Consider the following 25,475-nt stretch of genomic DNA (forward strand, 5'->3'; position numbering starts at 1 on the left):
TCGCCTAGGCTGGGCGCAACGGAAAGGTGACTCCAATGGCGGAGGTCTATACCAGCAACGGGAACCGGCCCGCCCCGGCCCGTAAGATCCGCAAGCTGGCCAACGTCGCACTGAACATCGATGGCACCGTCGGACATATCGAATCGATGGCTGTGGAAGTGCACGACCTCACCGATCGGGTGGGTTCGATGCTCGACCACCTGGACTCCAGCCTGGAGCGGCTCGACGACTCCCTCGACTCGCTGAACCTCACGTTGAACAATCTGGCCGAGACCACCACGACCCTGGCTAACACGATGACGAGCCTCGAGACCCTCATCGACGTGGTCAATCCGCTCATCCGCGTACTGAAGGTCGCGCTCTACCCCACGAAGATCGTGCTGGATTTCGCCGACGATCGGATCGCCCAAGTCGAACGCGCCCTGCACCGGTAGGGCTTCCTTCCCTGGTCATCCCCGGATACTCCTGACGTTCGATTAACATACATACCGGATTGTCGGTAATGTCTCATCGACGTAGGTGATGAGGACGAAGGGAGTCGCGATGAGCGATTCATCCGATCAGCCCCGGAGGCCCCGGAAGCTTGATCCGGTTTCCGTCGAGATTCAGTTCGATCGGCTGGCAGCTACGGCCGGTCAGCTCCTCAAGGCCGGGTCGCGCATCCTGAGCCAACGTCCCACCGAACGCGACCTGCGCCAGGTGGTCGCCAAGGAAATGCGCCGTTCATTTGCCGAACTCGGCCCCGCCTACGTCAAGTTCGGCCAGCTCATCGCGTCATCGCCGGGGATGTTCCCCGAGGACCTCTCCGCGGAGTTTCGGTCGCTGCTCGATCAGGTACCACCGGCGAACCCGCGGACCATCCGTTCCATGCTCACCGACGAGCTCGGCGCCCCACCCGAGGACGTGTTCGGCTCCTTCGATGAGGTTCCCTTTGCCTCGGCATCCATCGCCCAGGTGCACAAGGCGACCCTGAAGGACGGCACCGCGGTCGTCGTCAAGATCCAGCGCCCCGCGATCCGCACCAGGCTCGCGGCCGATCTGCAGATCCTCAAACAAATCGCCCGGGGCCTGGAACTCACCGAGATGGGCCGCATGTCGAACATCTACGAGGTGATGCAGGATTTCGAGGCCAATCTCGCCGAGGAGCTCGACTTCACTCTGGAAGCCCAGGCCATGCGGGACTGGACCGCTGGCCTTGCGGGCTCCAAGTACGCACCGAAGGTGCGAGTACCCCAGCTCTATTCGGAGCTGTGTACCGACAAGGTGCTCACCATGGAGTACGTCGAGGGCATCCGTATCGACAACGCGGAAGGTATCCGTGCGGCAGGCTTCGACGGCCCCGAGGTGGTCAAAACCCTCATGCTCACCCTTTTCGATTCGGCGTTCGCCGCGGGCACCTTCCATGGTGATTTGCATGCCGGAAACCTGATGGTGGACCCGCAAGGGCGAATCGTGTTCCTGGACTTCGGAATCATCGGCCGCCTCGACGAGCGCACCCGCAAGACGCTGCGCGAGTTGATCGGTGCACTCATCATCGAGCCCGATGACGAGGCGGCCGCGCGAACGCTGATCAAATTGGGGGCCATCGATCCCGGCGCCGACCCGGCCAAGGTTGCCGAGTCGCTCCGGAAGGTCACCCGTCCCATGGGTACCTCATTGGGCAAGATCTCCTACGGCACGATCGGCCGACAGCTCACCGCGTTGGGGCGCGAGCACGACGCTATCCTCCCCAAGGAATTCATCCTGGTGGGCAAGCAACTGCTCTATGTCGAGCGGTACACCAAACTGCTTGCGCCGGACTGGCAGCCGGTGGGGGACCCGGAAATACTCACCTACTTCGGCACCTTGATATCGGAGTATCAGCAGGCCCGCGAAGAAATCAAGGATGAGGTCGGAGAATGACACGCACCGCTGGCAGCCCAGCACGGCCTGCTACCCGCGATCATCGTGCCGGGCGACGCACTCAGGAGGAACGTAGCGCCGCGATGCGCAGCAGGCTCCTGGACGCCACCGTGGATTGCCTGGTCAAATATGGATACGCGGGCACCACCACCACGCGCGTGGCGCAACGCGCCGGCGTCACCCGTGGCGCGCTTGTGCACCATTTCCAGTCGAAATCCGAACTTCTCGGAGAATCGGTGCGGCACTTGGCGTTCAAGCAAGGGCAGGAGATTCTTTCCGAGCTGATAGCGCTGGACAGTGAGAGTGGAACCGACTTCGTCAGCCGTTGTCTGGATGCGCTCTGGCGAATGCATCAGGGGTCGATGTTCATCGCCACCATGGAGCTATGGATTGCCGCGCGAACCGATCCCGAACTATCGGCTCAGATGGACCAGTTCGAATTTATTGTGATGCAGCAGTTCTCGACGCTGGGTCAATCGGTAAGTCAGACCGACGAAGAGCTGCGGGTCATTCGCAACATCACACTCACCGCCATGGACGCCGTTCGGGGGATCTTGGTCAACAGCATGACCGCACCGCAGGAGGCTCGTGATCAACGCTGGGCGCGCGCCAAGTCGATGTTGTTGAATATCGTCGAGTCGCCGACGGTCGGTGCGCCACTGGATTCCGCGTTACGCACCATCGACACCGGAAAGCTCAGTCTTTCCGACTAGGGCCGGACTCTCGCGCCGCTGCTTCCTCCATGCGTGATTGCTCGGCTTGGATCACCATGTTCCCGAAGTATCCGATGAATGACGGATCCGAGAGAATGGCCCAGTCGGGCGCCAGCAGCTTCATGTAGCGCTCCACATACAGCAGCTGCTTGGAGATCAGTACCAGCTCGCGCGGGAGTCGCACGTCGTATTCCTTGGCCATCATCGCCAGCTGCTTACCCAGCTGTCCGTAGGAGATCGCCGAAAGCTTCGATTGCTGTAGGGGACTGGTGAAATCGGAGATGGTCTTGGCGGCAGTTGTGGAATCGGCCGGCTTGCCTCGATCGCCGATGGCGCCGAGTTTGTATATGCCGCGCGCCACGGCCGCATGATCGTTCTTGACGAACAGATCGACCATGATCTCGGTGAAGATCTTGCGGCTGCGTTCGTCGATACGGCCAACGATCCCGAAGTCCAGGAAGACGATTCGGCCGTTGGAATCCACCAAGAGATTGCCCGCATGTAGGTCTCCGTGAAAGAGCCCCTTGTGAAATCCCGTCTCGAACAGTGAGTAGACGATGGCCTTGACCAATCCGACCCCGTCAAAACCGGCCGCGGCGAGCTCGGTGACGTTGTCGATCCGGATTCCCTCGACATACTCCATCGTGAGTACCCGTTCGGTGCTGTACTGCCAGAACACCTTGGGGACTCGCACCTTGTCGCCGTACTCGGTGTCGGCCAAACTGGCGATCCACTGTTCCATGGCGTGGCCCTCGGCCGCGAAATCCAGCTCCTCATTGAGGTTCTGCTCGAAATCCTCGATGATCTCGGTCGCGTTGGTGGCGCGGCCCAGATCGGTTTTGACGACGACCCGCGCCAGCCGGCCCCAGATTCGGATATCGGCGGCTAACCGGGTGCGGATCTTCGGCCGCTGAATCTTCACCACCACCCGTTCACCTGTCTTCAAGGTGGCGTGGTGCACCTGGGCTATGGACGCAGAGGCGAAGGGGTGCTCATCAAATGTTGCGAATATCGTTGCTGGATCAGCGCCTAACTGCTCCCGCACGGTCTGGTGGATCAGTTCAGATGAAGCCGGCGGAACTCTGTCGAGCAGGGTGCGGAACTCGTTGGACAGCGCCTCGGGGAAGACGCCGGGGGAGGAGGCGATGAGCTGTCCCAGCTTCACGTAGGTGGGACCCATCAGGGCGAAGGTCCGGCGCAGCTCGTGTGCCGCGCGCACTTCCAGAGACTTCCCGCGACGGGGCCGCACCAGCAGGCGGGCTCCAGAACTGGCCAGTCGGGACGCGGCGATGCCGACGCGCCCGACCTCCACTCTTAGCGGGGGTGGATGCAACGTGACCCGCGGGCGGGTGATCTCGATATCGATCGCCCCCCTGGCCGGTTGCGAATTCGCCGTTGCCGCGGCGATTTCCGAGGTAGATTCCGGGGGGCCGGGCTGTTGTGTCCCACTCTCGGACAGTCCAGTGGCGAGGGGCGCCGCGTCGTTGCCCGCGCCCTCGGGGGTGGTCATGTGCGCCACTGTAATACATACGAGCACAGTTGTATGTAACGTGCGCTGAGCTACTGCCGGGTAGCCGCAGAATCGGGCCCATCCACCCACAGGTCTGTCGGTATTTGACGGCAGTACACCTGCATTTAGTCGGCGCGCAGTGCGAGATCAGCAGTAATTGCATCTTACATACACGAGGGTATGTATGTTACGTTCGGATCCGCTGGTGCCAATCCGTGCCAGACCAATGACAAAGGAGTCTTCCGCCCATGTCCGAGCTGCACTCCAGCATCGACCTCCCGTACAGCATCGACAAGCTCTGGTCGGTGTTGCCGGATCTCAACAAATACGACGAGTGGATGACCATCCACACCGGATTCAAGGGCGATGTCCCGGCGATCGAGGACATCAAGGTCGGCACCAAGTTCTCCGAAATCGTCACCCTCATGGGCATGGCCAACACGGTCGAGTGGACCGTGCAGGAGTTCACCCCGGCAGACGAGGTGCTGTCCGCCAAGAAGGGCGCCTTCAAGCTGGGCGGGACCGGTATGGCCGGAGTCGAGGCCATCATCAAGTCGAGTGTCGAAGAAATCGATGCCGACAACACCCGGGTGAACGTGGACTCGTCCTTCACCGGGCAGATGCTCACCGGGGCAATCGGCACGGCCATCGATAAGGCCGTGCAGGAAGAGCTCGAAAACTCCGTCGCCCGCCTCAAAGAGTTGCTGGCCAAGGAACTCGGCTAACCGGGTCTGCCGACGTCGATCACTTTCACAGGAGAAAGCAGGAGACATGCTCGACTGGTCACCCATTGACCTCGCGGTGCGTGACGCCGTTCGCCAGTTCATCGACAAGGAGGTCAGGCCTCACGTCGATGCGCTGGAGTCCGGTGAGATGGAGCCGTACCCCATCATCCGAAAGATGTTCGCAACCTTCGGCATCGACGCTCTTGCCAAAGAGGCGCTGCAGAAGCAGATCGAGAAGAAGAAGACCCGGGAGGCCGCACTGGCGGCCGGTCAGCCGCTAGAGGACTCCAAGAAGTCCGACGGCGGGGGAGTCATGGGGCTCGCGGGCGGGTCGGCCGGTATGGGCTTCGTGCTCACCAGCGAAATCTCGCGTGTCTGTATGGGTTTGGTGACGGGTATGGGCGTGAGCATGGGCCTGACCGTCCCGACCATCGCCTCCCGCGGCACGGCCGCGCAAATGGAGCGATGGCTGCCCGAGCTGGTCACCTACGAGAAGGTGGGAGCGTGGGCCATCACCGAACCCGATTCGGGCTCGGACGCATTCGGCGGCATGAAGACGTATGTCACCCGTGACGGCGAGGACTACATCCTCAACGGCCAGAAGACCTTCATCACCAATGGACCCGATGCCGATGTGATCGTCGTCTACGCCAAGCTGGATGAGAAGGACCCTTCGGTCGACAAGCGGGACCGCACGGTGCTGACCTTTGTTCTCGACAAGGGCATGGAGGGCTTCACGCAGTCGAAACCCTTCCGCAAGATGGGCATTCACAGTTCCCGCACCGGCCAGTTGTTCTTCGAGAATGTCCGTCTGGGTAAAGACCGGCTCCTCGGCGAATCCGAAGCCAATGATCAGGGCGACGGCCGCGACAGTGCCCGTGCCAACTTCTCGATGGAACGTATCGGCGTGGCGGCGCTCGCACTCGGTGTCATCGAGGAGTGCCTGCGGCTCTCGCTGGACTACGCGAAGACACGCACCCTGTGGGGCAAGGAGATCGCCCAGTTCCAACTGATCCAGCTCAAACTGGCCAAGATGGAAGTGGCCCGGCTCAACGTGCGGAACATGCTGTTTCATGCCATCGAGAGCCTCTCGGAGAACAAGACGCCGTCCCTGGCGGAAGCTTCGGCCATCAAGCTCTATTGCTCTGAGGCCGCCACCGATGTCGCGATGGACGCCGTGCAGCTTTTCGGTGGCAACGGCTACATGACCGAGTACCGCGTCGAACAGCTGGCGCGCGATGCCAAGTCGCTCATGATCTACGCCGGCAGCAACGAGGTTCAGATCACGCACATCGCCAAGGGGCTGCTGGCAGAGAAATAGCTCGACACACCAGCCCCGCCGTATCACGCTGGGTTGATGCGGGCGCACCTTCACGAGGATCTGGCGGAGTACTGGGCCCTGGCCGGGCCGCTGTACTCCGCCGATCCCGTGCTGTACACCTTTGAGCTCCACCTGGCCGCGCGCCTGCGGCAGCCGGATTCCGATCCCGCGGCGGCACTGATCACCTTTACCGATCTGGATCATCTGGTGGGAGCGGCCCTGGGGACCAGCCAGGGCCTCGTCTGCAATGCCATGCCCACGGCCGGGATCACTGCCGCGGTGAACCTGCTGGCCGACAACGCGATACCGCTGCCTTCGGTGCGGGGGTCGCGTGCGGTGACCTTGGCGGTGGCCGACGCCTGGCTGTCGAGGACCGGCGTCACGGTCTGCGGCACCACCGACGAGCGGCTCTACCGCCTGTTAGATCTCATAAAGCCGCGCGTAGCGGGCGAGCCACTGCTCGTCGCTGCAGAGGAGATCGAGTCGTTGGTGCCGTGGAGCGTGGAGTACAGCAGGGAAACCTTTGGTGTCGACAAGCCCGCCGACGAAGCGGGGCACTGGCTGATTGGCTCTTACCGATTGGGGGACGTCTACCTGTGCTGGGAACGCGGCGGGGCCCCTGTCGCGATGGCGGGCGTCCGGGCCCCCATCGAAGGGGTGTCACGAGTGGGTCCCGTCTACACACCCCCACCGCAGCGGGGCCACGGCTACGGCAGCGCCGTGGCCGCGGCGGCCTGCGAATGGGCGCGTCAGGCAGGTGCGCGGGAGATCGTGCTCACCACCGATCTGGCCAACCCCACCTCCAACTCCATCTATCGCAAGCTCGGATTCCGGGCCGTCACCGATTCGGTGATCGTGGAATTCGCCTGACGGCACTCACTGGGCTTAACGATCGTCGCGAAGGCGCTCCTAGCTCCCTGACGTACCGTGTGCATGTGCGCAAGTCGAACACCGCCTCACGGTTCACCGGGAAGTTCTGGAAGCTCCTCGGTGCCGCCACCGACAAGAACCAGAGCCAGTCGCTGGAGCTCGTGGATGCCTCGAAGAAGTACGACGAGAAGGCCAAGGACCTCACCGACGAACAACTCACCAAGGCGGCCAAGAAACTCGACCTGTCCGAGGGCATCGAATCCAAGGACATCGGCCAGTTCCTGGCGATAGTGCGTGAGGCCGCCGAGCGGACCATTGACGAGCGCCCGTTCGATGTTCAGCTGCTGGGCGCCCTGCGCATGCTCGACGGCGACGTCATCGAGATGGCCACTGGTGAGGGCAAGACTCTCACCGGTGCGATCACCGCCGCCGGCTACGCGCTGGGCGGACGCAGCGTGCACGTCATCTCGGTCAACGACTACCTGGCCCGCCGTGATGCCGAGTGGATGGGACCGTTCCTGGAGCGCCTGGGGCTGACGGTCGGCTGGATCACCGAGGAATCCACGGCTGACGAACGCCGTGAGGCCTACGCCTGTGACGTCACCTACGGGTCGGTCAACGAGATCGGTTTCGACGTACTGCGCGACCAGCTGGCGATCGATGTCGATGCCCTGGTGTCGCCGAGCCCCGATGTCGCCGTCGTCGACGAGGCCGACTCGGTGCTCGTCGACGAGGCTCTGGTGCCGCTGGTGCTGGCCGGAACCAGCCATCGTGAAGCGCCGAGCTCGGAGGTCATCGAGGCGGTCCGCGAGCTGGTCGCCGGCGAGGACTACGAGGCCGATAACGACCGCCGCAACATCTTCCTGACCGATACCGGAGCCCGAAAGCTGGAAAAGCAGCTGGGGAACATCGACCTGTACTCCGAACACCACGTCGGGACGACCCTCACCGAGGTCAATGTGGCCCTGCACGCACATGTGCTCCTGGAGCGCGATGTGCACTACATCGTGCGCGATGGCGCCGTGCACCTCATCAACTCCTCGCGTGGACGCATCGCGACGTTGCAGCGCTGGCCCGATGGCCTGCAGGCAGCCGTCGAAGCCAAGGAAGGAATCGAAACCACCGATACCGGTGAGGTTCTCGACACCATCACCGTGCAGGCACTCATCAACCGCTATCCGCGTGTCAGCGGAATGACCGGTACGGCCCTGGCGGCCGGTGAGCAGTTGCGGCAGTTCTACAAGCTCGGTGTCTCGCCGATCCCGCCCAACACCCCGAACATCCGCGAAGATCAGCCCGACCGCGTCTACATCACCGAGGCGAGTAAGAACGACGCCATCGTCGCCCATATCGCCGAGATCCATGCCACCGGGCAGCCGGTGCTGGTGGGCACGCACGATGTCGCCGAATCCGAAGCACTGCATCACCGTTTGGTGCGTGCAGGGGTTCCGGCCGTTGTGCTGAACGCCAAGAACGATGCCGAGGAAGCCCGCGTCATCGCCGAGGCCGGCGCGCTCAAGGCGGTCACGGTCTCCACGCAGATGGCCGGACGCGGCACCGATATCCGCCTGGGCGGCTCCGAGGAGACCGATTACGACGCTGTCGTCGAAGCGGGCGGGCTGCACGTCGTGGGCACCGGGCGGCATCGCACCGAACGACTCGACAACCAGCTGCGCGGACGTGCGGGACGCCAGGGCGACCCCGGGTCGTCGGTCTTCTTCTCCAGCTGGGAGGACGAGGTCGTTGTCGCATATCTGGATTCGGCCAAGCTGCCCACCGAGACAGACGAGAATGGGCAGATTGTCAGCACCAAGGCCGGAGGGCTCATTGACCACGCCCAGCGCGTCGCCGAGGGTGCGATGCTCGACCTACACGCCAACACGTGGCGGTACAACCAGCTGATCGCCCAGCAGCGCGCCATCATCTCCGAGCGCCGCGACACCCTGCTGCGCACCGACACCGCGCGTAAGGAACTCCAGGAGCGCTCCGCTGAGCGTTACGACGAGCTGGCCGAGGAGCTTTCCGAAGAACGCCTGGAGCGGATCTCACGGGAGATCATGCTGTACCACCTCGATCGGGGCTGGGCTGACCACCTGGCGTACCTCTCCGATGTGCGCGAGAGCATCCACCTGCGCGCGCTCGGGCGGCAGAACCCGATCGACGAGTTCCACCGGCTCGCCGTCGACGCCTTCGCGTCGCTGGCCGCCGACGCCGTGGAAGCGGCGCAGCAGACCTTCGACACCACCAATCTGGTTGACGAGGAACAGGGATTGGACCTGTCGAAGCTTGCCCGGCCGACCTCGACGTGGACGTACATGATTCACGACGACCCGCGCAAGAACGACAGCCTGTCGATCTTGAACCTGCCTGGCGTCTTCAGCTGACGACAGACCGTCTATTTGCGCGGGGCATACCTTCGCGAATATGAGAGGGTGGCCGGATGGGAACCGCCGAACCGCCCTCCGGAGACGACCGGATACTGACGGTCCCCAACGTGCTGAGCGTCATTCGGTTGGCCTTCATTCCGCTGTTCCTGTATCTGCTGTTGGTCAAACACGCCGACGGCTGGTCCGTTGCCATTCTGATGCTCAGCGGCTTCACCGACTGGGCCGACGGCAAGATCGCGCGTCTGATGAACCAGTCTTCGCACCTGGGCACGCTCCTGGACCCGGCTGCCGACCGGCTGTACATGGTGACCACACCGATCGCCTTCGCGATCCGGGACATCGTCCCGTGGTGGATCGTCCTCACGCTGCTGGCCCGCGACCTTATCCTCACGCTCGGACTGCCCATCGTGCGTAGTCGCGGAATCGAGGCGCTGCCCGTCATGTACATCGGCAAGGCCGCGACGTTTGCGCTGATGTCGGCATTTCCGCTGATCCTCATCGGTGAATGGGACTCGTTGTGGGGCAGGATAATCGGCCCCTGCGGGTGGGCATTCCTGATTTGGGGTCTGGGGATGTATCTGTGGACTTTCGTGCTTTACGTCGCCCAGATCGTGATGGTGGTCCGGCAGCTGCCCAAGGTCAGCACCTGACATGAGTGCCGAGGACCCCATACACGGCAACGGGCCGCATCTCATGGGTGGTTTCGAACCCGAGGAGGGTCTGGGTCACCACAGTGCGAACCGGCCCAAGCGCAACCCGGTGCCGTCGCTGCTGCGCACCCTGCTCTCTGATCACCTGGACGCCGGATACGCCGAGGCGGCCGCAGCACGCCGAGACGGCGCGCCACCGCGTTCACGCCTGGCTGAATGGGGTTGGCAGGCAGTCGCTGCCGTCGCCATTGCCACGGTCTTCGCGGCGGCGATCGCCCAGACCACCCGTATCGCGCCCGGCGTCATGCAGGAAAAGCAGGGACTGCTGGCGAGTATCCGCAGTGAACAGCGCGACTCCGGGGCCCTGGAGTCGACGCGAGACCAGCTGGCGGCAGAGGTAGCCGGCGCTCGGCGCAGTCAGCTGGAAGGCAACGAGCAGGGCAAGGAGCTGCTGAATCGATTGGACCACTTGGGTCTTGCCGCGGCGAGCACCGAGGTGCGCGGACCGGCGCTGATCGTCACGCTGGCCGACCCTGGCAGTGCAGGTGACCTCTCGGACGTCTCGAAGGAACGCATCCCGCGCAGCCAGCAGGTCATCCTCGACCGCGACATGCAGCTCGTCGTGAACTCGCTGTGGAACAGTGGTGCAGAAGCGATTTCGGTATCGGATGTCCGCATAGGCCCGAATGTCACGATGCGTCAGGCCGGGGGAGCGATCCTGGTGGACAACCAGCCCATCAGCTCGCCGTACCGGATTGTCGCCGTCGGCCCCGCGAATACCATGAAATCCTCGTTCGAGCGCAGCCCGGGAATGGCCAGGATGCGGCTTCTGCAGAAGTCTTACGGCATCAGACTCACCCTGGGCACCCAGGAGAACGTTCAGCTGGCTCCCGCGGTTAATCGGGACGTCAAGTACGCCAAGGAAATTCCAGCAGGAGGCCGGTGAGGTGACCCGGACGGTGAACAGGAGAGGAAGTAAACGATGATCGGCATAGTCGCGCTGGCGATCGGCGTGGTTTTGGGGCTGGTGTTTCACCCAAATGTGCCCGACGCGGTCGCCCCGTACTTGCCGATCGCGGTGGTCGCGGCGCTCGACGCTCTTTTCGGCGGTGCTCGGGCCTACCTGGACCAGATCTTCGATTCGAAGGTGTTCGTGGTCTCCTTCGTGTTCAACGTGCTGGTAGCGGCGCTGATCGTGTTCGTGGGCGACCAGCTTGGGGTCGGTACGCAGCTGTCCACGGCCATCATCGTCGTTCTCGGCATTCGGATCTTCGGAAACGCAGCCGCCCTGCGGCGCAGGTTGTTTGGGGCATAAGCCGATGACCGATGCACCGCACGAACCGCACCCCGGCAAGCATGAGATGCCCAAAACGCGCCGTCCGCCGACGCGTACTCAGGTTATCTTTGGAGTGCTGGGCGTCGCGCTGTGCGCGCTGCTGGGCCTGGCGATCACCACCCAGGTCCGCCAAACCGAATCCGGCGATGGCCTGGACACCGCGCGACCCGCCGACCTGCTGGTGCTGCTGGACTCCCTGCAGCAGCGCGATGCCAACCTGAACAAGGAGATCGCGGATCTGCAGCAGAGCCTTATCACGATGCGCGCCAGCGGAACCGGCAACCAGGCCGTGATCAACGACGCGAAGGCCCGACTGTCCGCACTGTCCATCATGGCGGGGACCGTCGGGGCCACCGGTCCTGGTGTGATCCTCACCATTGACGATCCGGGGCAGGGCCTGGGTGCAGAAGCCCTACTGGACATCATCAACGAGCTACGGGCGGCCGGTGCCGAGGCCATCGAGATCAAGTCGGGCGACCAGTCGGTGCGCATTGGGGCCGATTCCTGGGTCACCGGGGCCCCAGGACAGCTCATCGTCGACGGCGTGCTCCTGACACCTCCGTATTCGGTTCTGGCGATAGGCGATCCACCGACACTCGCGGCGGCGATGAACATTCCGGGCGGTGCCGTCGACACCGTCTCGCGGGTTGGCGGCGGCGTTACTATCGACCAGCCGGCGCGCGTAGACATCACCACCTTGCGAGAACCGAAACCGCGCCAATACGCTCAGCCCGGCAAGTAGCCCCCAGGCCAGCGACCACGCAGACCACTGACCGAGAGCAAGGATGATTCACCGTGACCGAAATTCCTGCCGACCTGCACTACACCGAGGAACACGAATGGGTGCGGCGCACCGGTGAGCGCACCGTGCGTATCGGAATCACCGACTACGCACAGTCGCAGCTCGGCGACGTGGTGTTTGTTCAGCTGCCGGATGTGGGCTCGGACCTGAGTGCCGGCTCGACGTTCGGCGAGGTGGAATCCACCAAGTCCGTATCGGACCTTTTCGCGCCGATCACCGCGAAAGTTGTTGCCGCGAACGGCGATTTGGATTCCAACCCGCAGCTGGTGAATTCCGATCCGTACGGCGAGGGCTGGTTGGTCGATCTTGAGGTCGCCAGCGAGGCCGATCTCGACGTGGCTCTTAATGACCTCTTAGACGCATCGGGATATGGTGACGCCACCGATTAGGAGGGCACCAGTTCTCCAACCAGTCCGATGACCACAATTTCGGGTGGACCACTGGCGGATACGGCAGAGGTGGCCCGTTACGGGCAGTCAGACGGTACGGTCGGAAATGAGCGGCGATGAGGGTCGCGAAGGGCGTCATGCTCAACGAGATCCGCACTGACAATCGAATCCTCCAGGGGCGAGGAAGAAGGAGCGATGGTGACCGATAACGACAAGGACGACACGTCAGGCGAGGTCACCGCGGAGACGACCTCGGTGTTCCGCGCCGATTTCGCCACCGAGCTGGAAGCGCCCGCGCAGGCCGGTAACGATGTGTCGGGTGTCGAGGGATTGCCCGCCGGTTCGGCACTGTTGGTGGTCAAGCGTGGACCCAACGCGGGATCGCGCTTTCTGCTCGATCAAGCAACCACGTCGGCCGGACGGCACCCCGACAGCGACATTTTTCTCGATGACGTCACGGTGAGCCGCCGTCACGCCGAATTCCGGCTTGACAGTGATGAATTCCAGGTAGTCGACGTGGGCAGCCTCAACGGCACCTATGTCAACCGCGAGCCGGTGGATTCAGCGGTGCTCGCCAACGGCGACGAAGTGCAGATCGGGAAGTTCCGTCTGGTCTTCCTGACCGGGCCGAAGTCGGCAGGCGATGGCACCGCCCCGGGTGGCCAGTGACAGCTCCCGACCGGCCGGCTCTCACCGGAATGTCGATCGGGTCGGTACTCGACCTGTTGCGTCCGGAGTTTCCGGACGTCACGATCTCGAAGATTCGATTCCTCGAATCAGAGGGACTGGTTACCCCGTCGCGTAGCGCGTCGGGGTATCGCCGGTTTTCGGCCTATGACGCCGAGCGGCTCCGGTTCATCCTGACCGCGCAGCGTGATCACTACCTGCCGCTGAAGGTGATCAAGGAGCAACTCGACGCGCAGCCCGACGGAGCGCTGCCGGATGTGGCGGGTTTCACCGGCGGCCCTCGTCTCTTTGCCATCACCGATGGCGACAGCACCAACAGTGTTGCCCGTCAAGGAATCCCATCTACCCGTCCCACGCGGCTCAGCCGTGAGGACCTGCTGTCGCGTTCCGGTGCGGACGAGGTGCTGCTGACCTCGCTCATCAAGGCGGGGATCATCACCGCCGGCCCGGGCGGTTTCTTCGACGAGTACACGGTCCTGATCGTTCAGTGCGCCGCTGAGCTGGCCGATTACGGCGTCGAGCCGCGGCATCTGCGCACGTTCCGCTCCGCGGTCGATCGAGAGACCGATCTCATCGCCCAGATTGTGGGCCCAACCGTCAAAGCCAACAAGGCAGGGGCCCGCGACCGCGCCGATGACCTGATCCGAGAGGTGGCGGCACTGTCGATCGCGCTCCACGGCGCGATGATCAAGTCCGCGGTGCGCGGCGTCCTCGATCGCTGAGGACTAGACTCGCGGTACGACAGAAGCACTGGTGTTGGAGGCACGATGAGCGAAGTTCGAGTCGTGGGAATCCGCGTGGAACAGCCCCAGAACCAGCCGGTGTTGTTGCTGCGGGAGTCTGCCGGCGATCGTTACCTGCCGATATGGATCGGCCAGTCCGAGGCCGCGGCCATCGCCCTGGAGCAACAGGGGGTAGAACCGGCGCGGCCACTCACCCATGACCTGATCCGTGATCTCATTGCTGCCCTTGGGCATTCGCTCAAAGAGGTGCGGATCGTGGATCTTCAGGAGGGGACGTTCTACGCGGACCTGGTTTTCGACAGCGACATCCGGGTGTCGGCGCGCCCATCGGATTCGGTGGCAATCGCGCTACGCGTGGGAGTTCCGATTTACGTCGAGGAAGCCGTGCTGGCCGAGGCAGGCTTGATCATTCCCGACGAGGACGATGAGGATTCCGGCGGAGCGCTGCGAGAAGACGAGGTAGAGAAGTTCAAGGAGTTCCTCGACAGCGTGTCTCCCGACGACTTCAAGGCCACGGAAGGCCCGTAACAGGGCTTTAAGTAACGAGTAAGTCTCAACCTGACCTTTACAGTCACGGCCCGGGCGCGTCGCATTGACCGTGATTTCCCGGGGACCATAATTTGACTCAGCGGCCGGCACGGGGCAGCGCAAAGGGCGTATGCTCGGAGGATTCGTGCTTGGACGAACGCACTACCGGCGAACTGAGAACCACAGGACGGTAGCCGGAGAAGCGATCGCGAGAGGGAGCAGAAGTGGTTGAAGAGCCGCAGCAGGGGCAGCTGGAGATGACATTGGACAACGGCGCCACCGGTTCCGCCGATTCCGCATCTGCCGGGCCTGTCCAGCCGGGTCTTTTCCCGGATGACTCCGTTCCTGACCAACTCGTCGGCTACCGCGGACCCAGTGCCTGCCAGGTTGCTGGCATCACCTACCGTCAGCTCGACTACTGGGCCCGCACCTCGCTCGTGGTTCCCTCGATCCGTGGCGCCGCCGGTTCCGGCAGCCAGCGCCTGTACTCGTTCAAGGACATCCTGGTTCTCAAGATCGTCAAGCGATTGCTGGACACCGGGATCTCGCTGCAGAACATCCGGGTTGCCGTCGAACACCTGCGTCAGCGTGGCGTCGAGGATCTGGCCAACATCACGCTGTTCTCCGATGGCACCACTGTCTACGAATGCACGTCGGCCGAAGAGGTCGTCGACCTGCTCCAGGGCGGACAAGGTGTGTTCGGCATCGCGGTCAGCGGCGCCATGCGCGAACTGACCGGTGCCATCGCCGAGTTCCCGGGGGAGCGCGCCGACGGCGGCGAAACCATCGAGGCGCCCGAGGACGAGCTGGCTTCCCGCCGCAAGGATCGTGCCCGCAAGATCGGCTGATTCGCGGGTGCCTACTCGGCTGTCTGGACCCGTGGGTTAACTCGCGTAAGCTGGTCAGGCATCGCCCGTGGGCGGGAGAGTGTCATGACCGCCAGTCATGGCCGCCGAAGGAGCAACACCTCTCCGTCAATCTCTCAGGCCCCCGAACCGCTCTCGGCCCCGATGCCTCTGAAAAGTGGTGATCCGATCTTGTGAGCGGATCACCCGCCGACGGGGAAAGGCTCTCGTCCGGGTATTGGCCCGGTGAGACGACCGAATCTCTCAGGCGCCCGCACCGGGTTGATGACAGAGGGAGGGGAGATGCTGTCGTGTGCCCGCCGCGCGACTCGGCCCTTCGGGAGTGTCATGTCTTTCGCCGATCGCCATATCGGTCCCACCGCCGCCGATATCGACACCATGCTCGCCACCATCGGTGTGGCCAGCCTTGACGAGCTCGCCGAGAAGGCGGTACCGGCCAGCATCCTGGATGAGTTGCACGGTGGCCTCGCCACCGGCCTCGACGCGCTCCCGGCAGCGGCATCCGAGCACGAGGCTCTCGACGCGCTGCGGAAACTCGCCAGCCACAACACGATTGCCGTATCGATGATCGGGCAGGGCTACTTCGACACACTGACCCCGCCCGTGCTGCGTCGGCACATCCTGGAGAATCCGGCCTGGTACACGGCCTACACGCCGTACCAGCCGGAGATCAGTCAGGGGCGCCTGGAAGCGCTGCTGAACTTCCAGACCATGGTCTCTGAGCTCACCGGCCTGGACATCGCGAATGCCTCGATGCTCGATGAGGCCACTGCCGCCGCCGAGGCGATGACACTGATGCACCGCGCCGTGAAGTCCAAGTCCAACCGTCTGATCGTCGACGCCGACGTGTACGCGCAGACTGCCGCCGTGATCGACACCCGCGCTCAACCACTCGGCATCGAGGTGGTGACCGCCGATCTTTCCCAGGGATTGCCTGACGGTGAGTTCTTCGGAGTCATCGTGCAGCTGCCCGGTGCCTCCGGAGTGGTACGCGACTGGTCAGCGCTCATCTCCGAGGCCCATCAGCGCGGCGCACTGGTGGCGGTGGGCGCCGACCTGCTGGCCCTGACCCTCATCGCCCCGCCCGGCGACATCGGCGCCGACGTCGCCTTCGGCACCACGCAACGCTTCGGCGTGCCGATGGGATTCGGTGGGCCGCACGCCGGGTACCTGGCCGTGCACACCGCCCACGCCCGGCAGCTGCCCGGACGGCTCGTCGGAGTGTCGATGGATGCCGATGGCGCACCCGCCTACCGGCTCTCCTTGCAGACCCGCGAACAGCACATCCGCCGCGACAAGGCCACCAGCAATATCTGTACCGCGCAGGTGCTGTTGGCCGTGATGGCCGCCATGTACGCGAGCTACCACGGCCCGGAAGGCTTGCGTGCCATCGCCACCCGGGTGCACCGCAACGCGCAGCTGTTGGCCTCCGGCCTGACTCGCGGTGGCCACACCGTGGTGCACGACCAGTTCTTCGACACCGTTTTGGTGCACGTTCCCGGCAAGGCCATCGAGATCCAGGCCGCCGCCAAGGCCGAGGGTGTCAACATCTGGAGTCCCGACGGCGACCATGTCTCGATCGCCTGTGATGAGGCGACAACGCTGCCGCACCTGGTCTCGGTGCTGCGGGCGTTCGGAACCGATTTCGGTGGCGGAACATCCGACACCTCGGACATCGCGTCCCGCACCTCCGATTACCTGACGCACCCGGCGTTCAACCGCTACCACAGCGAAACCGAGATGATGCGCTACCTGCGTGCGCTATCCGACAAGGATATTGCGTTGGACCGCAGCATGATTCCGCTCGGTTCGTGCACCATGAAACTCAACGCCGCCGCCGAGATGGAACCCATCACCTGGCCGCAGTTCGCCGCACAACACCCATTCGCCCCGGCAAGCGACTCCCGCGGCCTGCGCACGCTGATCGCCGACCTCGAGGGCTGGCTGGCCGATATCACCGGCTACGACAGCGTGAGCTTGCAACCCAATGCGGGATCCCAGGGCGAATACGCGGGTCTGCTGGCCATTCGGCAGTACCACATCGACCGCGGCGAGAGCGCCCGCGACGTCTGCCTGATCCCGTCGAGTGCCCACGGCACCAACGCCGCCTCGGCGGCGCTGGCCGGTATGCGGGTTGTCGTGGTGGCCTGCCGTGAGAACGGCGACGTCGACCTGGACGACCTTCGCGCCAAGATCGCGGCGAATGCCAGCTCCCTCTCGGCGATCATGATCACCTACCCGTCCACCCACGGTGTCTACGAGCACGACGTCGCCGACATCTGCGCGGCCGTGCACGATGCCGGGGGGCAGGTTTACGTCGACGGTGCGAACCTGAATGCCCTTGTCGGACTTGCCCGCCCCGGGCACTTCGGTGGCGATGTGAGTCACCTGAACCTGCACAAGACGTTCTGCATCCCGCACGGCGGCGGCGGGCCAGGTGTCGGACCTGTCGCGGTGCGCAGTCACCTCGCGCAGTACCTGCCGGGGCACCCGTACGCCGCGGAACTGCCCTCGGGCCCGCCGGTGTCGGCGGCGCCCTATGGTTCGGCATCGATCCTGCCGATCACCTGGGCCTACATCAGGATGATGGGGCCCGACGGCCTGCGGGCCGCATCGCTCACCGCGATCGCCTCGGCCAACTACCTGGCGCGCCGTCTCGACGAGTACTACCCCGTGCTCTACACCGGCGATAACGGCATGGTGGCCCACGAGTGCATCCTGGACCTGCGGGAGATCACCAGGAACACCGGCGTTACCGTCGACGATGTGGCTAAGCGGCTGGCCGACTACGGTTTCCACGCGCCAACGATGAGCTTTCCGGTGGCCGGCACGCTCATGGTCGAGCCCACCGAAAGTGAGAGCCTGGCCGAGGTGGACGCCTTCTGCGAGGCGATGATCGCGATCAAGGCCGAGATCGACAAGGTCGGCTCCGGGGTGTGGCCGGTGGAGGACAACCCGCTGCGCGGGTCGCCGCACACCGCCGAATCCCTCACCGCCGACGAGTGGCAGCACCCCTACAGCCGGTCCGAAGCCGCATATCCGCTGGGGAAGGGCTTCCGCCCCAAGGTGTGGCCACCGGTACGCCGGATCGATGGTGCATACGGTGACCGCAACCTGGTGTGCTCCTGCCCACCGATCGAGGCCTTCGCCCAGTAGCGATTTCTAGCGAAGCAGGCCCCTGCTACGGCGGGGGCCTGCTTCGCTAGAAATGACGTTAAGACACGAAGCGGGTGATGGCTCCGGCCAGCTCGGGGCTGTTCGAGGTCGCCAGGTTCTGGTAGGCGCCGCCGGTCTGCTGAGCTAAGGCCTGCCAGGTCTGCTGATCGGAGTCGTTGCCGAAGTCGATCACGTTGATCCGAACCGGTCGCGCCGGATCTTTCTGACGGTTGATCGTGTCGATGAGGCCGGCACTGTCCAGGCTCTGATCGGTATGCGAGCGGCCTGCCACGATCAGCACCGAGTTGACCTGGTTCGGCCGGAAGCTATTGACCGCTTCCTGGTACACGTTGCGCAACGTGGTGAACGCCACCGCGCCGTTGGAGGTCGGCTGCAGCGCCGTCAACGCGTCGGCGACACTCTGTGACCTGGGCACGCCCTCGACGTCGTCGGAGGCGGTACCCAGCCGCACCACGGTGTTGCCTTCCCTGCCGTCATATGTCCAGAGCCCGACTCCCGAGCTCGGAGCGATGGCGCGTACGCGATTGGCAAGTGCCCCGGTCACATCGGACAGCTTCACCGCTTCGGAGGACAGCGAGGAATCCAGCATGATCGTGGTGGCCCCGGCGCCTGTCGAGGTGCCATCGGCGAGCGCGACCCGGACCTTGTCCTCGATGCTCAGCGGCTTGTCGATCTTCGTGAAACTCACCACGTCGCTGCTGGGCAGATCCGCGCCTTCGGCACGGAAACCAGCGGCCGCCAAATCCTTGAGCTGGTCCTTGTCGCCCAGGAAACGCGCGAATTGGCTTGCCGCGGTGTGCTGTTCCTCGGAGAGCCACGGCCCGTCCAATTGAACGGTGGGGTAGTCGGCGATCGGCGTCGCCCCGGCGGGCTGCCACGCGGCAATCACCTTCTTGGCGTCGCCGTTGCTGCGAGTACGGGCGTAGAGCTGCTGTTCGGTGGTCACCACCGCGTGCACGGCGGCACCGGGTTGTTCGCCGCCGTCCAGCAGTGCGCCGATGGCGTCGGTCAGGTTGTTCGCGGGAAGCTTGGGAGCCGCAGCGGTCAACGATGCGGCCGCGCCCGCGCCGAGCTCGGGCGAGTCGCCGGGGCGAACGCTGGCGGCGGCTACCGCCTCGGCGGCGAGCTGCGCCGCATCCCCATTGCCGCTCGACGGCAACACCAACCGCAGCGAACCCCAACCGGGCAGACCGACACCGTCGAGCGAGTTCGGAACATTCTGCAGCGCAGGCACATCCGCCCAGCTCTTGTCATTGGGAATGGCCTGACGCAGCCGGGGCGTCGTCGCGATGACCACGGGTGTGCTGACCAGCGACCGGCTGTCATTGACGATGTTTGTCTTGGAGGCGGCCTTCAGACGTGCCGAGGAGATCGAGCTGCCGGGGATCCACAAGGCCGGCTGCTCCCCGAGCTCGGCGGGCCACTGACCCGTCAGCCCCTTGATCACGTTGGTCGTATCCGCCGGGCGCACCGACACGGTGAAGCAGTAGTCGCCGATCACCTCGTGCTTTTTGTTGAACCGTTCGGACAGCTCGCCGATACGGTCCGCGATCGACGGGTCGGCGACCACGGCGATGGCGTTGTCACCGTGTACACAGGTAGCAGATGCCTCTGCCTGGTTGTCGGTGGTCCGCCGGTCGAAGTACCACCAGAGTCCGATGGACACGGCCACCACGAGGACGGCCGCGAGGGCTCCGATCAGACCCTTGCTGACACCCCAGTTGCTGCCACCGCTGCGATGCGACCGCTGCCAGCTACCCGTGTCGAACTCAGAGCCGGAGTTCTCAGGGCCGGAGCCCGACTCGTAGTCCGGCGCCGCGTCGGCACCCCAACCGTCGTTGTCGTCGCGATCGTTTGGGCTACCTGACCCAGATGCGCTGTGCCTGCCCATGTGTTGTCGCGACCCTTCTGATCGTGTCTAAGTACTTGTCCAGCGGCTGCGTGAGAGCCCTGCTGTGCGTCGGCCTGAGTCTACTGTCTCAGACCCCGTGAACTACGGCACGCGACACCAAACCGCAGCCAAACCGACACTCAACAGACCGGGACGGCAACGACCCTCGGCGAGGTCCAGGCACGTCAGCCAAACAGGCCGCTACTTGGCCGCCGCGGCCTTGTACTCGCGGCGACGCCGGTGCAGGATCGGCTCGGTGTATCCGTTCGGCTGGTCCTTACCCTCGAGGATCAGCTCCTTGGCGGCCTCGAAGGCGATGTTGCTGTCGAAGTCCGGAGCCATCGGGCGGTAGTCCTTGTCGCCGGCGTTCTGCCGATCGACAACAGGTGCCATCCGCTTGAGTCCCTCGACCACGTCGGCGTCGGTGATGACGTCATGACGCAACCAGTTGGCCAGCAGCTGGCTGGAGATACGCAAGGTTGCCCGGTCTTCCATGAGCGCCACGTCGTGGATGTCTGGAACCTTGGAACAGCCGACTCCCTGATCGATCCAGCGGACCACGTAGCCCAGGATCGACTGGCAGTTGTTGTCGATTTCCTCGCGGATGTCCTCCGCGGTCCAGTCATGACGCGACTCGGCCAACGGAATGGTGAGCAGCGACTCCAGTTCGGCGCGGTGCTTACCGGCGAGCTCCTGGTCCACAGCCTTGACGTCGACCTGGTGATAGTGCAGCGCGTGCAGCGTCGCGGCAGTGGGAGACGGCACCCAGGCGGTGGTGGCCCCCGCGCGCGGCTGGGCGATCTTCTGCGCGACCATGTCCGCCATCAGGTCGGGCATGGCCCACATGCCCTTACCGATCTGCGCCTTACCCGCCAAACCGGCACCCAGTCCGGTATCGACGTTGTGGTCCTCGTATGCCAGGATCCACGGCTGCGACTTCATGACGGCCTTGCGGCACATCGGGCCGGCTTCCATCGAGGTGTGGATCTCATCGCCGGTGCGATCCAGGAAGCCGGTGTTGATGAAGACCACTCGATCCGAGGCGGCCTTGATGGCGGCCTTGAGGTTGACGGTGGTGCGACGCTCCTCGTCCATGATGCCGACCTTGAGGGTGGCGTGCGGGAGTCCGAGCACCTCTTCGACGCGGCCGAACAACTCGGCGGTGAAGGCCACTTCCTCGGGCCCGTGCATCTTGGGCTTCACGATGTAGATGGATCCGGTGCGGCTGTTCTTCAGCGGGCCGTTCTTCTTGCCGGAACGCAGACCGTGGATCGCGATCAGGCTGGTGAACAACGCATCCTGGATGCCCTCGGGCATCTCGTTGCCCGCGGCATCCACGATGGCGTCATTGGTCATCAGATGACCGACGTTGCGGACGAACAGCAAGCTGCGGCCTGGCAGGGTCAGCTCGCCCTTGCCGTCGGGGGTGTTGAACACGCGGTCCTCGTTGAGTACCCGGGTGAATGTCTTGCCGCCCTTGGAAACATCCTCGGACAGATCACCCTTGTTGAGTCCCAGCCAGTTTCGGTACCCGAGCACCTTGTCTTCGGCGTCCACGGCAGCCACGGAGTCCTCGAAATCCATGATCGTGGTGATCGCCGACTCCAGCACGACATCCTTGATGCCGGCCTTGTCGGTGGATCCGATAGGGGAGTCGGGGTCGATGAGGACCTCGATGTGCAGGCCATGGTTGATGAGCAGCACCGACCATTGCGGCTTGCCCAGCTTGCCGGTGTAGCCGACGAACTGATCGGGGTTCTGCAGTCCCACCGAGAGCTCGTCGCCCAGCTCGATGAGCAGCTGACCGTCGTCGATCTTCAGGCCGACAGCGTCCTTCCAGGAGCCGCCCGCCAGCGGGGCCGCGCCGTCGAGCACCTCGCGGGCGTAGGCGATGACCTTGTCGCCGCGGATCTTGTTGTACGACGAGCCCTTCTCGGCGCCATCGGCCTCGGAGATGACATCGGTGCCGTACAGCGCGTCATAGAGGGAGCCCCAGCGCGCGTTGGCGGCGTTGAGCGCGAAGCGCGCGTTCAGGATCGGCACCACCAGCTGCGGACCGGCAGTCGTGGTGATCTCGTCGTCCACATCGGCGGTGGTGATGGTGAAATCTTCGGGCTCGGGGACCAGGTACCCGATCTCGGTGAGGAACTCCCGGTACGCCGACTGGTCCAGCGGCTCGATGGCGCGCTGCCGGTGCCAGCGATCGATCTGAGTTTGCAGGTCGTCGCGCCGGTCGAGAAGCTCGCGGTTCCGCGGAGCCAAATCGGTGACTACTTTGTCGACCCCGGCCCAGAAAGCGTCGGCATCCACACCGGTGCCCGGGAGGGCCTCGTTGGTGATGAAGTCGTACAGCACCCGCGCCACGCGAAGGTTGCCCACATCGACGCGATCACTCATCGCAACTCCTCTGTGTTGTTAGGGGGTCTGGGACCGGACGCTCTTGCGATTCGGTGAACATTGATCCTACTCACTGGTAGCCATGTACCCCGAAACCGCTCTATATGCGGTGAGTTCCGTCACGCACGGTGCCGACGAGATCCTCCACCAGATCCTCGAGTGTGACGAGGCCCACCACGCTGCCGTCGGTGGTCGACATGAGCGCAAGATGACTGTTGCTGCGACGTAGCGTCGACAGTGCTTCCGGCAGTGGAACCGAGCCGTGTAGACGTGGGAGCGGTCGAATGAACGCGGGGTCGACAATCGCCTCCGGATCGTCACCCATGGTCAGGACGTCCTTTATGTGCAGATAGCCGAGGTAATCCCCGTGGGGCCCGATAACTGGAAAACGTGAGTAACCAGTTTCCGCCACCGCGCGCTCCACGGCAGTCACCGAGGGCGCCTGCGCCGAACCCGATACCGCGATCGCCCGAATCTGGTTAGCGGGCACGACCACGTCCGCGACCACCCGGTGCTGGATCTGTAGCGCGCGGCGCAACCGGGTGTGTTCCTCTTCGTCGAGAAGCCCCTCGGACAGTGACTCCGCGATCATCTCGGAAAGCTCCACGGTGGACACGGTGACCTCGAGCTCGTCCTTCACCGGGACCTTGACCAGCCGCAACGCGGTGTTGGCGCACCAGTTGTAGAAGGCGATCAATGGCCGTGCCAGCCGGATGTAGACCAGGTACGGCGGAATCAGCAGCATGGCCGCGGAATCTGGCCCCGCGATGGCGATGTTCTTGGGCACCATTTCGCCGAGGAGCACGTGCAACAGCACCACGATGGACAGCGAGACGACGAACGCGATGGTGTGCGTGAGAGCGGGCGGCGCACCTAACAGCTCGAATGGTCGTTCCAGAAGATGCGCTACGGCCGGTTCTCCGATGCGGCCCAACAGGATTGAACAGATCGTGATGCCGAGCTGGGCGCCGGCGAGCATCAAGGACAAGTTCTGGCCGGCCATCATCACGGTCACGGCGCGTTTCTTGCCCGCCTCCGCGAGCGCCTCGAGTCGATCCCGGCGCGCGGAGATGAGGGCGAACTCGGCGCCGACGAAGAATGCGTTCGCCAAAAGCAGTGCGGCGGTGAGGAGTACGCCGAGTATGTCGCTGCCCATCGTGGTCATTCCCCCCGACCGTCGGCGTCGGTCAGCTCGACAAGCTCGATCTGATCGATGCGGCGACCATCCATGCTCGCTACCCGAGCCCGCCAGCGGGGCAGCTCCGCGAACGGATGATCCGGCACGACCGCGGACAACTCGACGGTCTCGCCGACCGTCGGGATGTGACCGAGCTCCTGCAGCACCAGGCCGCCGATCGTCTCGTACTCGCCTTCGGGGGCACGGTAGCCGGTCGCGGCGGCGACCTCGTCGATCCGCAGCAGACCCGACACCACCCAGCCGCCGCCGGAGGACACCACGTCGGGGGTGGCGTCATCGTGCTCGTCCCGGACATCGCCCACGATCTCTTCGATCATGTCCTCGACCGTCACCAGCCCGGCGGTGCCGCCGTACTCGTCAACCACCAGCGCGGTCTGCATGCCGTTGGCCCGCACCTGCTCCATCACGGCATCGCCGTCGAGGGTGGAGGGCACTACCGCGACGGGCCGGGCCAGACTGGCCAGGGTGGTCGTGGCGCGCTGTTCCCGTGGCACTTCGAAGATCTGCTTCACGTGCACGATGCCGATCGTCGCGTCCAGGTCGCCTTCGGTGATCGGGAACCGTGAGAAGCCGGTGTCCACGGCGATGGCGACCAAGTCGGCAACGGTGTCCGTCGCTTCGAGCGATTCGATCTCGGTGCGCGGGGTCATGAGTTCTTCGGCGGTACGGCTCCCGAATCGCAACGAGCGGTCCACCAGCACCGCCGTGGTCTCATCCAGTGCACCGCTACGGGCGGAGGTGCGCACCAACGAACCCAGCTCCTGGGGCGAGCGCGCCGAGCGCAGCTCTTCGGCGGGTTCAATGCCCATGCGACGCAGCACCCAGTTGGCGATGCCGTTCAATGCCCGGATCGCGAAGGCGAATACTGCCGAGAACAGCACCATGGGGCCCGCGGTGGCGCGTGAGGTCCAGATGGGACGTGCCAGCGCAAAGTTCTTGGGCACGAGCTCGCCGAAGATCATCGATATCGAGGTGGCGAGGATCAGTGCCAGCGCCAGCGATATGGCGCTGCTGACAGCCACTCCGGTGTATCCGATCACCTGCGTGAGCAGCCGCGCGATCACCGGTTCAGCCAAATACCCGGTGACAAGTGTGGTGATGGTGATGCCGAGCTGCGCGCCGGACAGCTGGAAGGACAACGTGCTGTGTGCCCGTTTGACCAACCTGTCTCGGCCGTCGCCGGTCTTGGCGCGCGCCTCGATGGAGCTTCTTTCCAGCGCGGTCAGGGAGAACTCGGCCGCCACGAACAGTGCCGTCCCCGCGGTCAGCGCCACGAACGCAAGCAAGCTCAGCCCGGTGAATAAGAGCGTCACCGCTGGCTGGCCCCTTAGGTTGAGTGATCACACGGTGTGACCATCGTGAGGCTCATGGTAACGGTGCAGC

General features: G+C 64.2%; 22 protein-coding genes and 1 riboswitch. Of the genes, 17 read left to right on the plus strand and 5 right to left on the minus strand.

Annotated elements, in window-relative coordinates; all coding sequences use genetic code 11:
• Window positions 1–35 precede the first annotated feature (35 nt).
• The 3 genes from HBA99_RS11905 to HBA99_RS11915 all read left to right on the plus strand — a co-directional run bounded on the left by HBA99_RS11905 (window position 36) and on the right by HBA99_RS11915 (window position 2,615).
• The gene (locus HBA99_RS11905; protein WP_030097983.1) at window positions 36–434 is read left to right on the plus strand and encodes a hypothetical protein; all 399 of its coding nucleotides are present in this window, start codon (window positions 36–38) and stop codon (window positions 432–434) included.
• A 109-nt stretch (window positions 435–543) separates the two neighbouring features.
• The gene (locus HBA99_RS11910) at window positions 544–1,902 is read left to right on the plus strand and encodes an ABC1 kinase family protein (protein ID WP_070952475.1); all 1,359 of its coding nucleotides are present in this window, start codon (window positions 544–546) and stop codon (window positions 1,900–1,902) included.
• An 83-nt stretch (window positions 1,903–1,985) separates the two neighbouring features.
• Window positions 1,986–2,615 (plus strand): TetR/AcrR family transcriptional regulator, encoded by a 630-nt coding sequence (locus HBA99_RS11915; RefSeq protein ID WP_030097981.1) that lies wholly within the window; start codon window positions 1,986–1,988, stop codon window positions 2,613–2,615.
• On the opposite strand, the gene HBA99_RS11920 is transcribed toward HBA99_RS11915, so the two are convergent.
• The gene (locus HBA99_RS11920) at window positions 2,599–4,125 is read right to left on the minus strand and encodes an ABC1 kinase family protein (RefSeq protein ID WP_078322528.1); all 1,527 of its coding nucleotides are present in this window, start codon (window positions 4,123–4,125) and stop codon (window positions 2,599–2,601) included. The two genes, HBA99_RS11915 and HBA99_RS11920, sit on opposite strands and share 17 nt — an antisense overlap.
• Before the next feature lie 248 nt (window positions 4,126–4,373).
• Here HBA99_RS11920 and HBA99_RS11925 point away from each other — a divergent pair, with 248 nt between their 5' ends.
• The 14 genes from HBA99_RS11925 (at window position 4,374) to gcvP (ending at window position 18,585) form a co-directional block, all read left to right on the plus strand.
• Window positions 4,374–4,850, plus strand: coding sequence for a type II toxin-antitoxin system Rv0910 family toxin (locus tag HBA99_RS11925; RefSeq protein ID WP_030097979.1), 477 nt, complete (start codon window positions 4,374–4,376; stop codon window positions 4,848–4,850).
• Between the two features lie 46 nt (window positions 4,851–4,896).
• Window positions 4,897–6,171 (plus strand): acyl-CoA dehydrogenase family protein, encoded by a 1,275-nt coding sequence (locus tag HBA99_RS11930; RefSeq protein WP_057969241.1) that lies wholly within the window; start codon window positions 4,897–4,899, stop codon window positions 6,169–6,171.
• A gap of 36 nt (window positions 6,172–6,207) precedes the next feature.
• Entirely contained in the window at window positions 6,208–7,041 is an 834-nt protein-coding gene (locus HBA99_RS11935) for a GNAT family N-acetyltransferase (RefSeq protein ID WP_070952476.1), read from the plus strand.
• Between the two features lie 59 nt (window positions 7,042–7,100).
• The gene (gene secA2 / locus HBA99_RS11940) at window positions 7,101–9,425 is read left to right on the plus strand and encodes an accessory Sec system translocase SecA2 (protein WP_165615253.1); all 2,325 of its coding nucleotides are present in this window, start codon (window positions 7,101–7,103) and stop codon (window positions 9,423–9,425) included.
• Between the two features lie 56 nt (window positions 9,426–9,481).
• Complete coding sequence (locus tag HBA99_RS11945) at window positions 9,482–10,078, plus strand: CDP-alcohol phosphatidyltransferase family protein (protein WP_057968260.1); 597 nt, start codon at window positions 9,482–9,484, stop codon at window positions 10,076–10,078.
• Window position 10,079: 1 nt separating this feature from the next.
• Entirely contained in the window at window positions 10,080–11,024 is a 945-nt protein-coding gene (locus tag HBA99_RS11950) for a DUF881 domain-containing protein (protein WP_057968261.1), read from the plus strand.
• A 36-nt stretch (window positions 11,025–11,060) separates the two neighbouring features.
• A complete protein-coding gene (locus HBA99_RS11955; protein WP_005058551.1) occupies window positions 11,061–11,393 on the plus strand; it encodes a small basic family protein in 333 nt (110 codons plus the stop codon).
• 4 nt (window positions 11,394–11,397) lie between these two features.
• On the plus strand, window positions 11,398–12,156 hold the full coding sequence (locus HBA99_RS11960; RefSeq protein WP_064408742.1) for a DUF881 domain-containing protein: 759 nt from the start codon (window positions 11,398–11,400) through the stop codon (window positions 12,154–12,156).
• A gap of 53 nt (window positions 12,157–12,209) precedes the next feature.
• Complete coding sequence (gene gcvH / locus HBA99_RS11965) at window positions 12,210–12,605, plus strand: glycine cleavage system protein GcvH (protein WP_057968263.1); 396 nt, start codon at window positions 12,210–12,212, stop codon at window positions 12,603–12,605.
• A gap of 195 nt (window positions 12,606–12,800) precedes the next feature.
• Window positions 12,801–13,274 (plus strand): glycogen accumulation regulator GarA, encoded by a 474-nt coding sequence (gene garA, locus HBA99_RS11970; RefSeq protein ID WP_109494421.1) that lies wholly within the window; start codon window positions 12,801–12,803, stop codon window positions 13,272–13,274.
• Window positions 13,271–14,014 carry a transcriptional regulator FtsR gene (gene ftsR / locus HBA99_RS11975; RefSeq protein ID WP_064393459.1) on the plus strand — a complete coding sequence of 248 codons (744 nt, stop codon included), beginning with the start codon at window positions 13,271–13,273 and terminating at the stop codon, window positions 14,012–14,014. Before garA ends, ftsR begins: the two co-directional genes overlap by 4 nt.
• A 45-nt stretch (window positions 14,015–14,059) precedes the next feature.
• Window positions 14,060–14,563 carry a bifunctional nuclease family protein gene (locus HBA99_RS11980; protein WP_030097968.1) on the plus strand — a complete coding sequence of 168 codons (504 nt, stop codon included), beginning with the start codon at window positions 14,060–14,062 and terminating at the stop codon, window positions 14,561–14,563.
• A gap of 224 nt (window positions 14,564–14,787) precedes the next feature.
• The gene (locus HBA99_RS11985; RefSeq protein WP_030097967.1) at window positions 14,788–15,411 is read left to right on the plus strand and encodes a MerR family transcriptional regulator; all 624 of its coding nucleotides are present in this window, start codon (window positions 14,788–14,790) and stop codon (window positions 15,409–15,411) included.
• 62 nt (window positions 15,412–15,473) lie between these two features.
• Window positions 15,474–15,571, plus strand: a riboswitch (glycine riboswitch).
• Window positions 15,572–15,756: 185 nt separating this feature from the next.
• Window positions 15,757–18,585: an aminomethyl-transferring glycine dehydrogenase gene (gene gcvP, locus HBA99_RS11990; RefSeq protein WP_070952613.1), complete on the plus strand. Its 2,829-nt coding sequence runs from the start codon at window positions 15,757–15,759 to the stop codon at window positions 18,583–18,585.
• Window positions 18,586–18,643: 58 nt separating this feature from the next.
• Here gcvP and HBA99_RS11995 read toward each other — a convergent pair whose 3' ends face one another.
• The 4 genes from HBA99_RS11995 to HBA99_RS12010 form a co-directional block, all read right to left on the minus strand.
• A complete protein-coding gene (locus HBA99_RS11995) occupies window positions 18,644–20,497 on the minus strand; it encodes a vWA domain-containing protein (protein WP_057968265.1) in 1,854 nt (617 codons plus the stop codon).
• Between the two features lie 201 nt (window positions 20,498–20,698).
• Window positions 20,699–22,894: a malate synthase G gene (locus HBA99_RS12000; RefSeq protein WP_070952477.1), complete on the minus strand. Its 2,196-nt coding sequence runs from the start codon at window positions 22,892–22,894 to the stop codon at window positions 20,699–20,701.
• 100 nt (window positions 22,895–22,994) lie between these two features.
• Window positions 22,995–24,050, minus strand: a complete 1,056-nt coding sequence (locus HBA99_RS12005; RefSeq protein ID WP_070952614.1) for a hemolysin family protein — start codon at window positions 24,048–24,050, stop codon at window positions 22,995–22,997.
• 5 nt (window positions 24,051–24,055) lie between these two features.
• On the minus strand, window positions 24,056–25,405 hold the full coding sequence (locus HBA99_RS12010) for a hemolysin family protein (protein ID WP_057963447.1): 1,350 nt from the start codon (window positions 25,403–25,405) through the stop codon (window positions 24,056–24,058).
• Window positions 25,406–25,475 lie beyond the last annotated feature (70 nt).

The sequence above is a fragment of the Mycobacteroides chelonae genome (assembly GCF_016767715.1).
Lineage (GTDB): Bacteria > Actinomycetota > Actinomycetes > Mycobacteriales > Mycobacteriaceae > Mycobacterium > Mycobacterium gwanakae.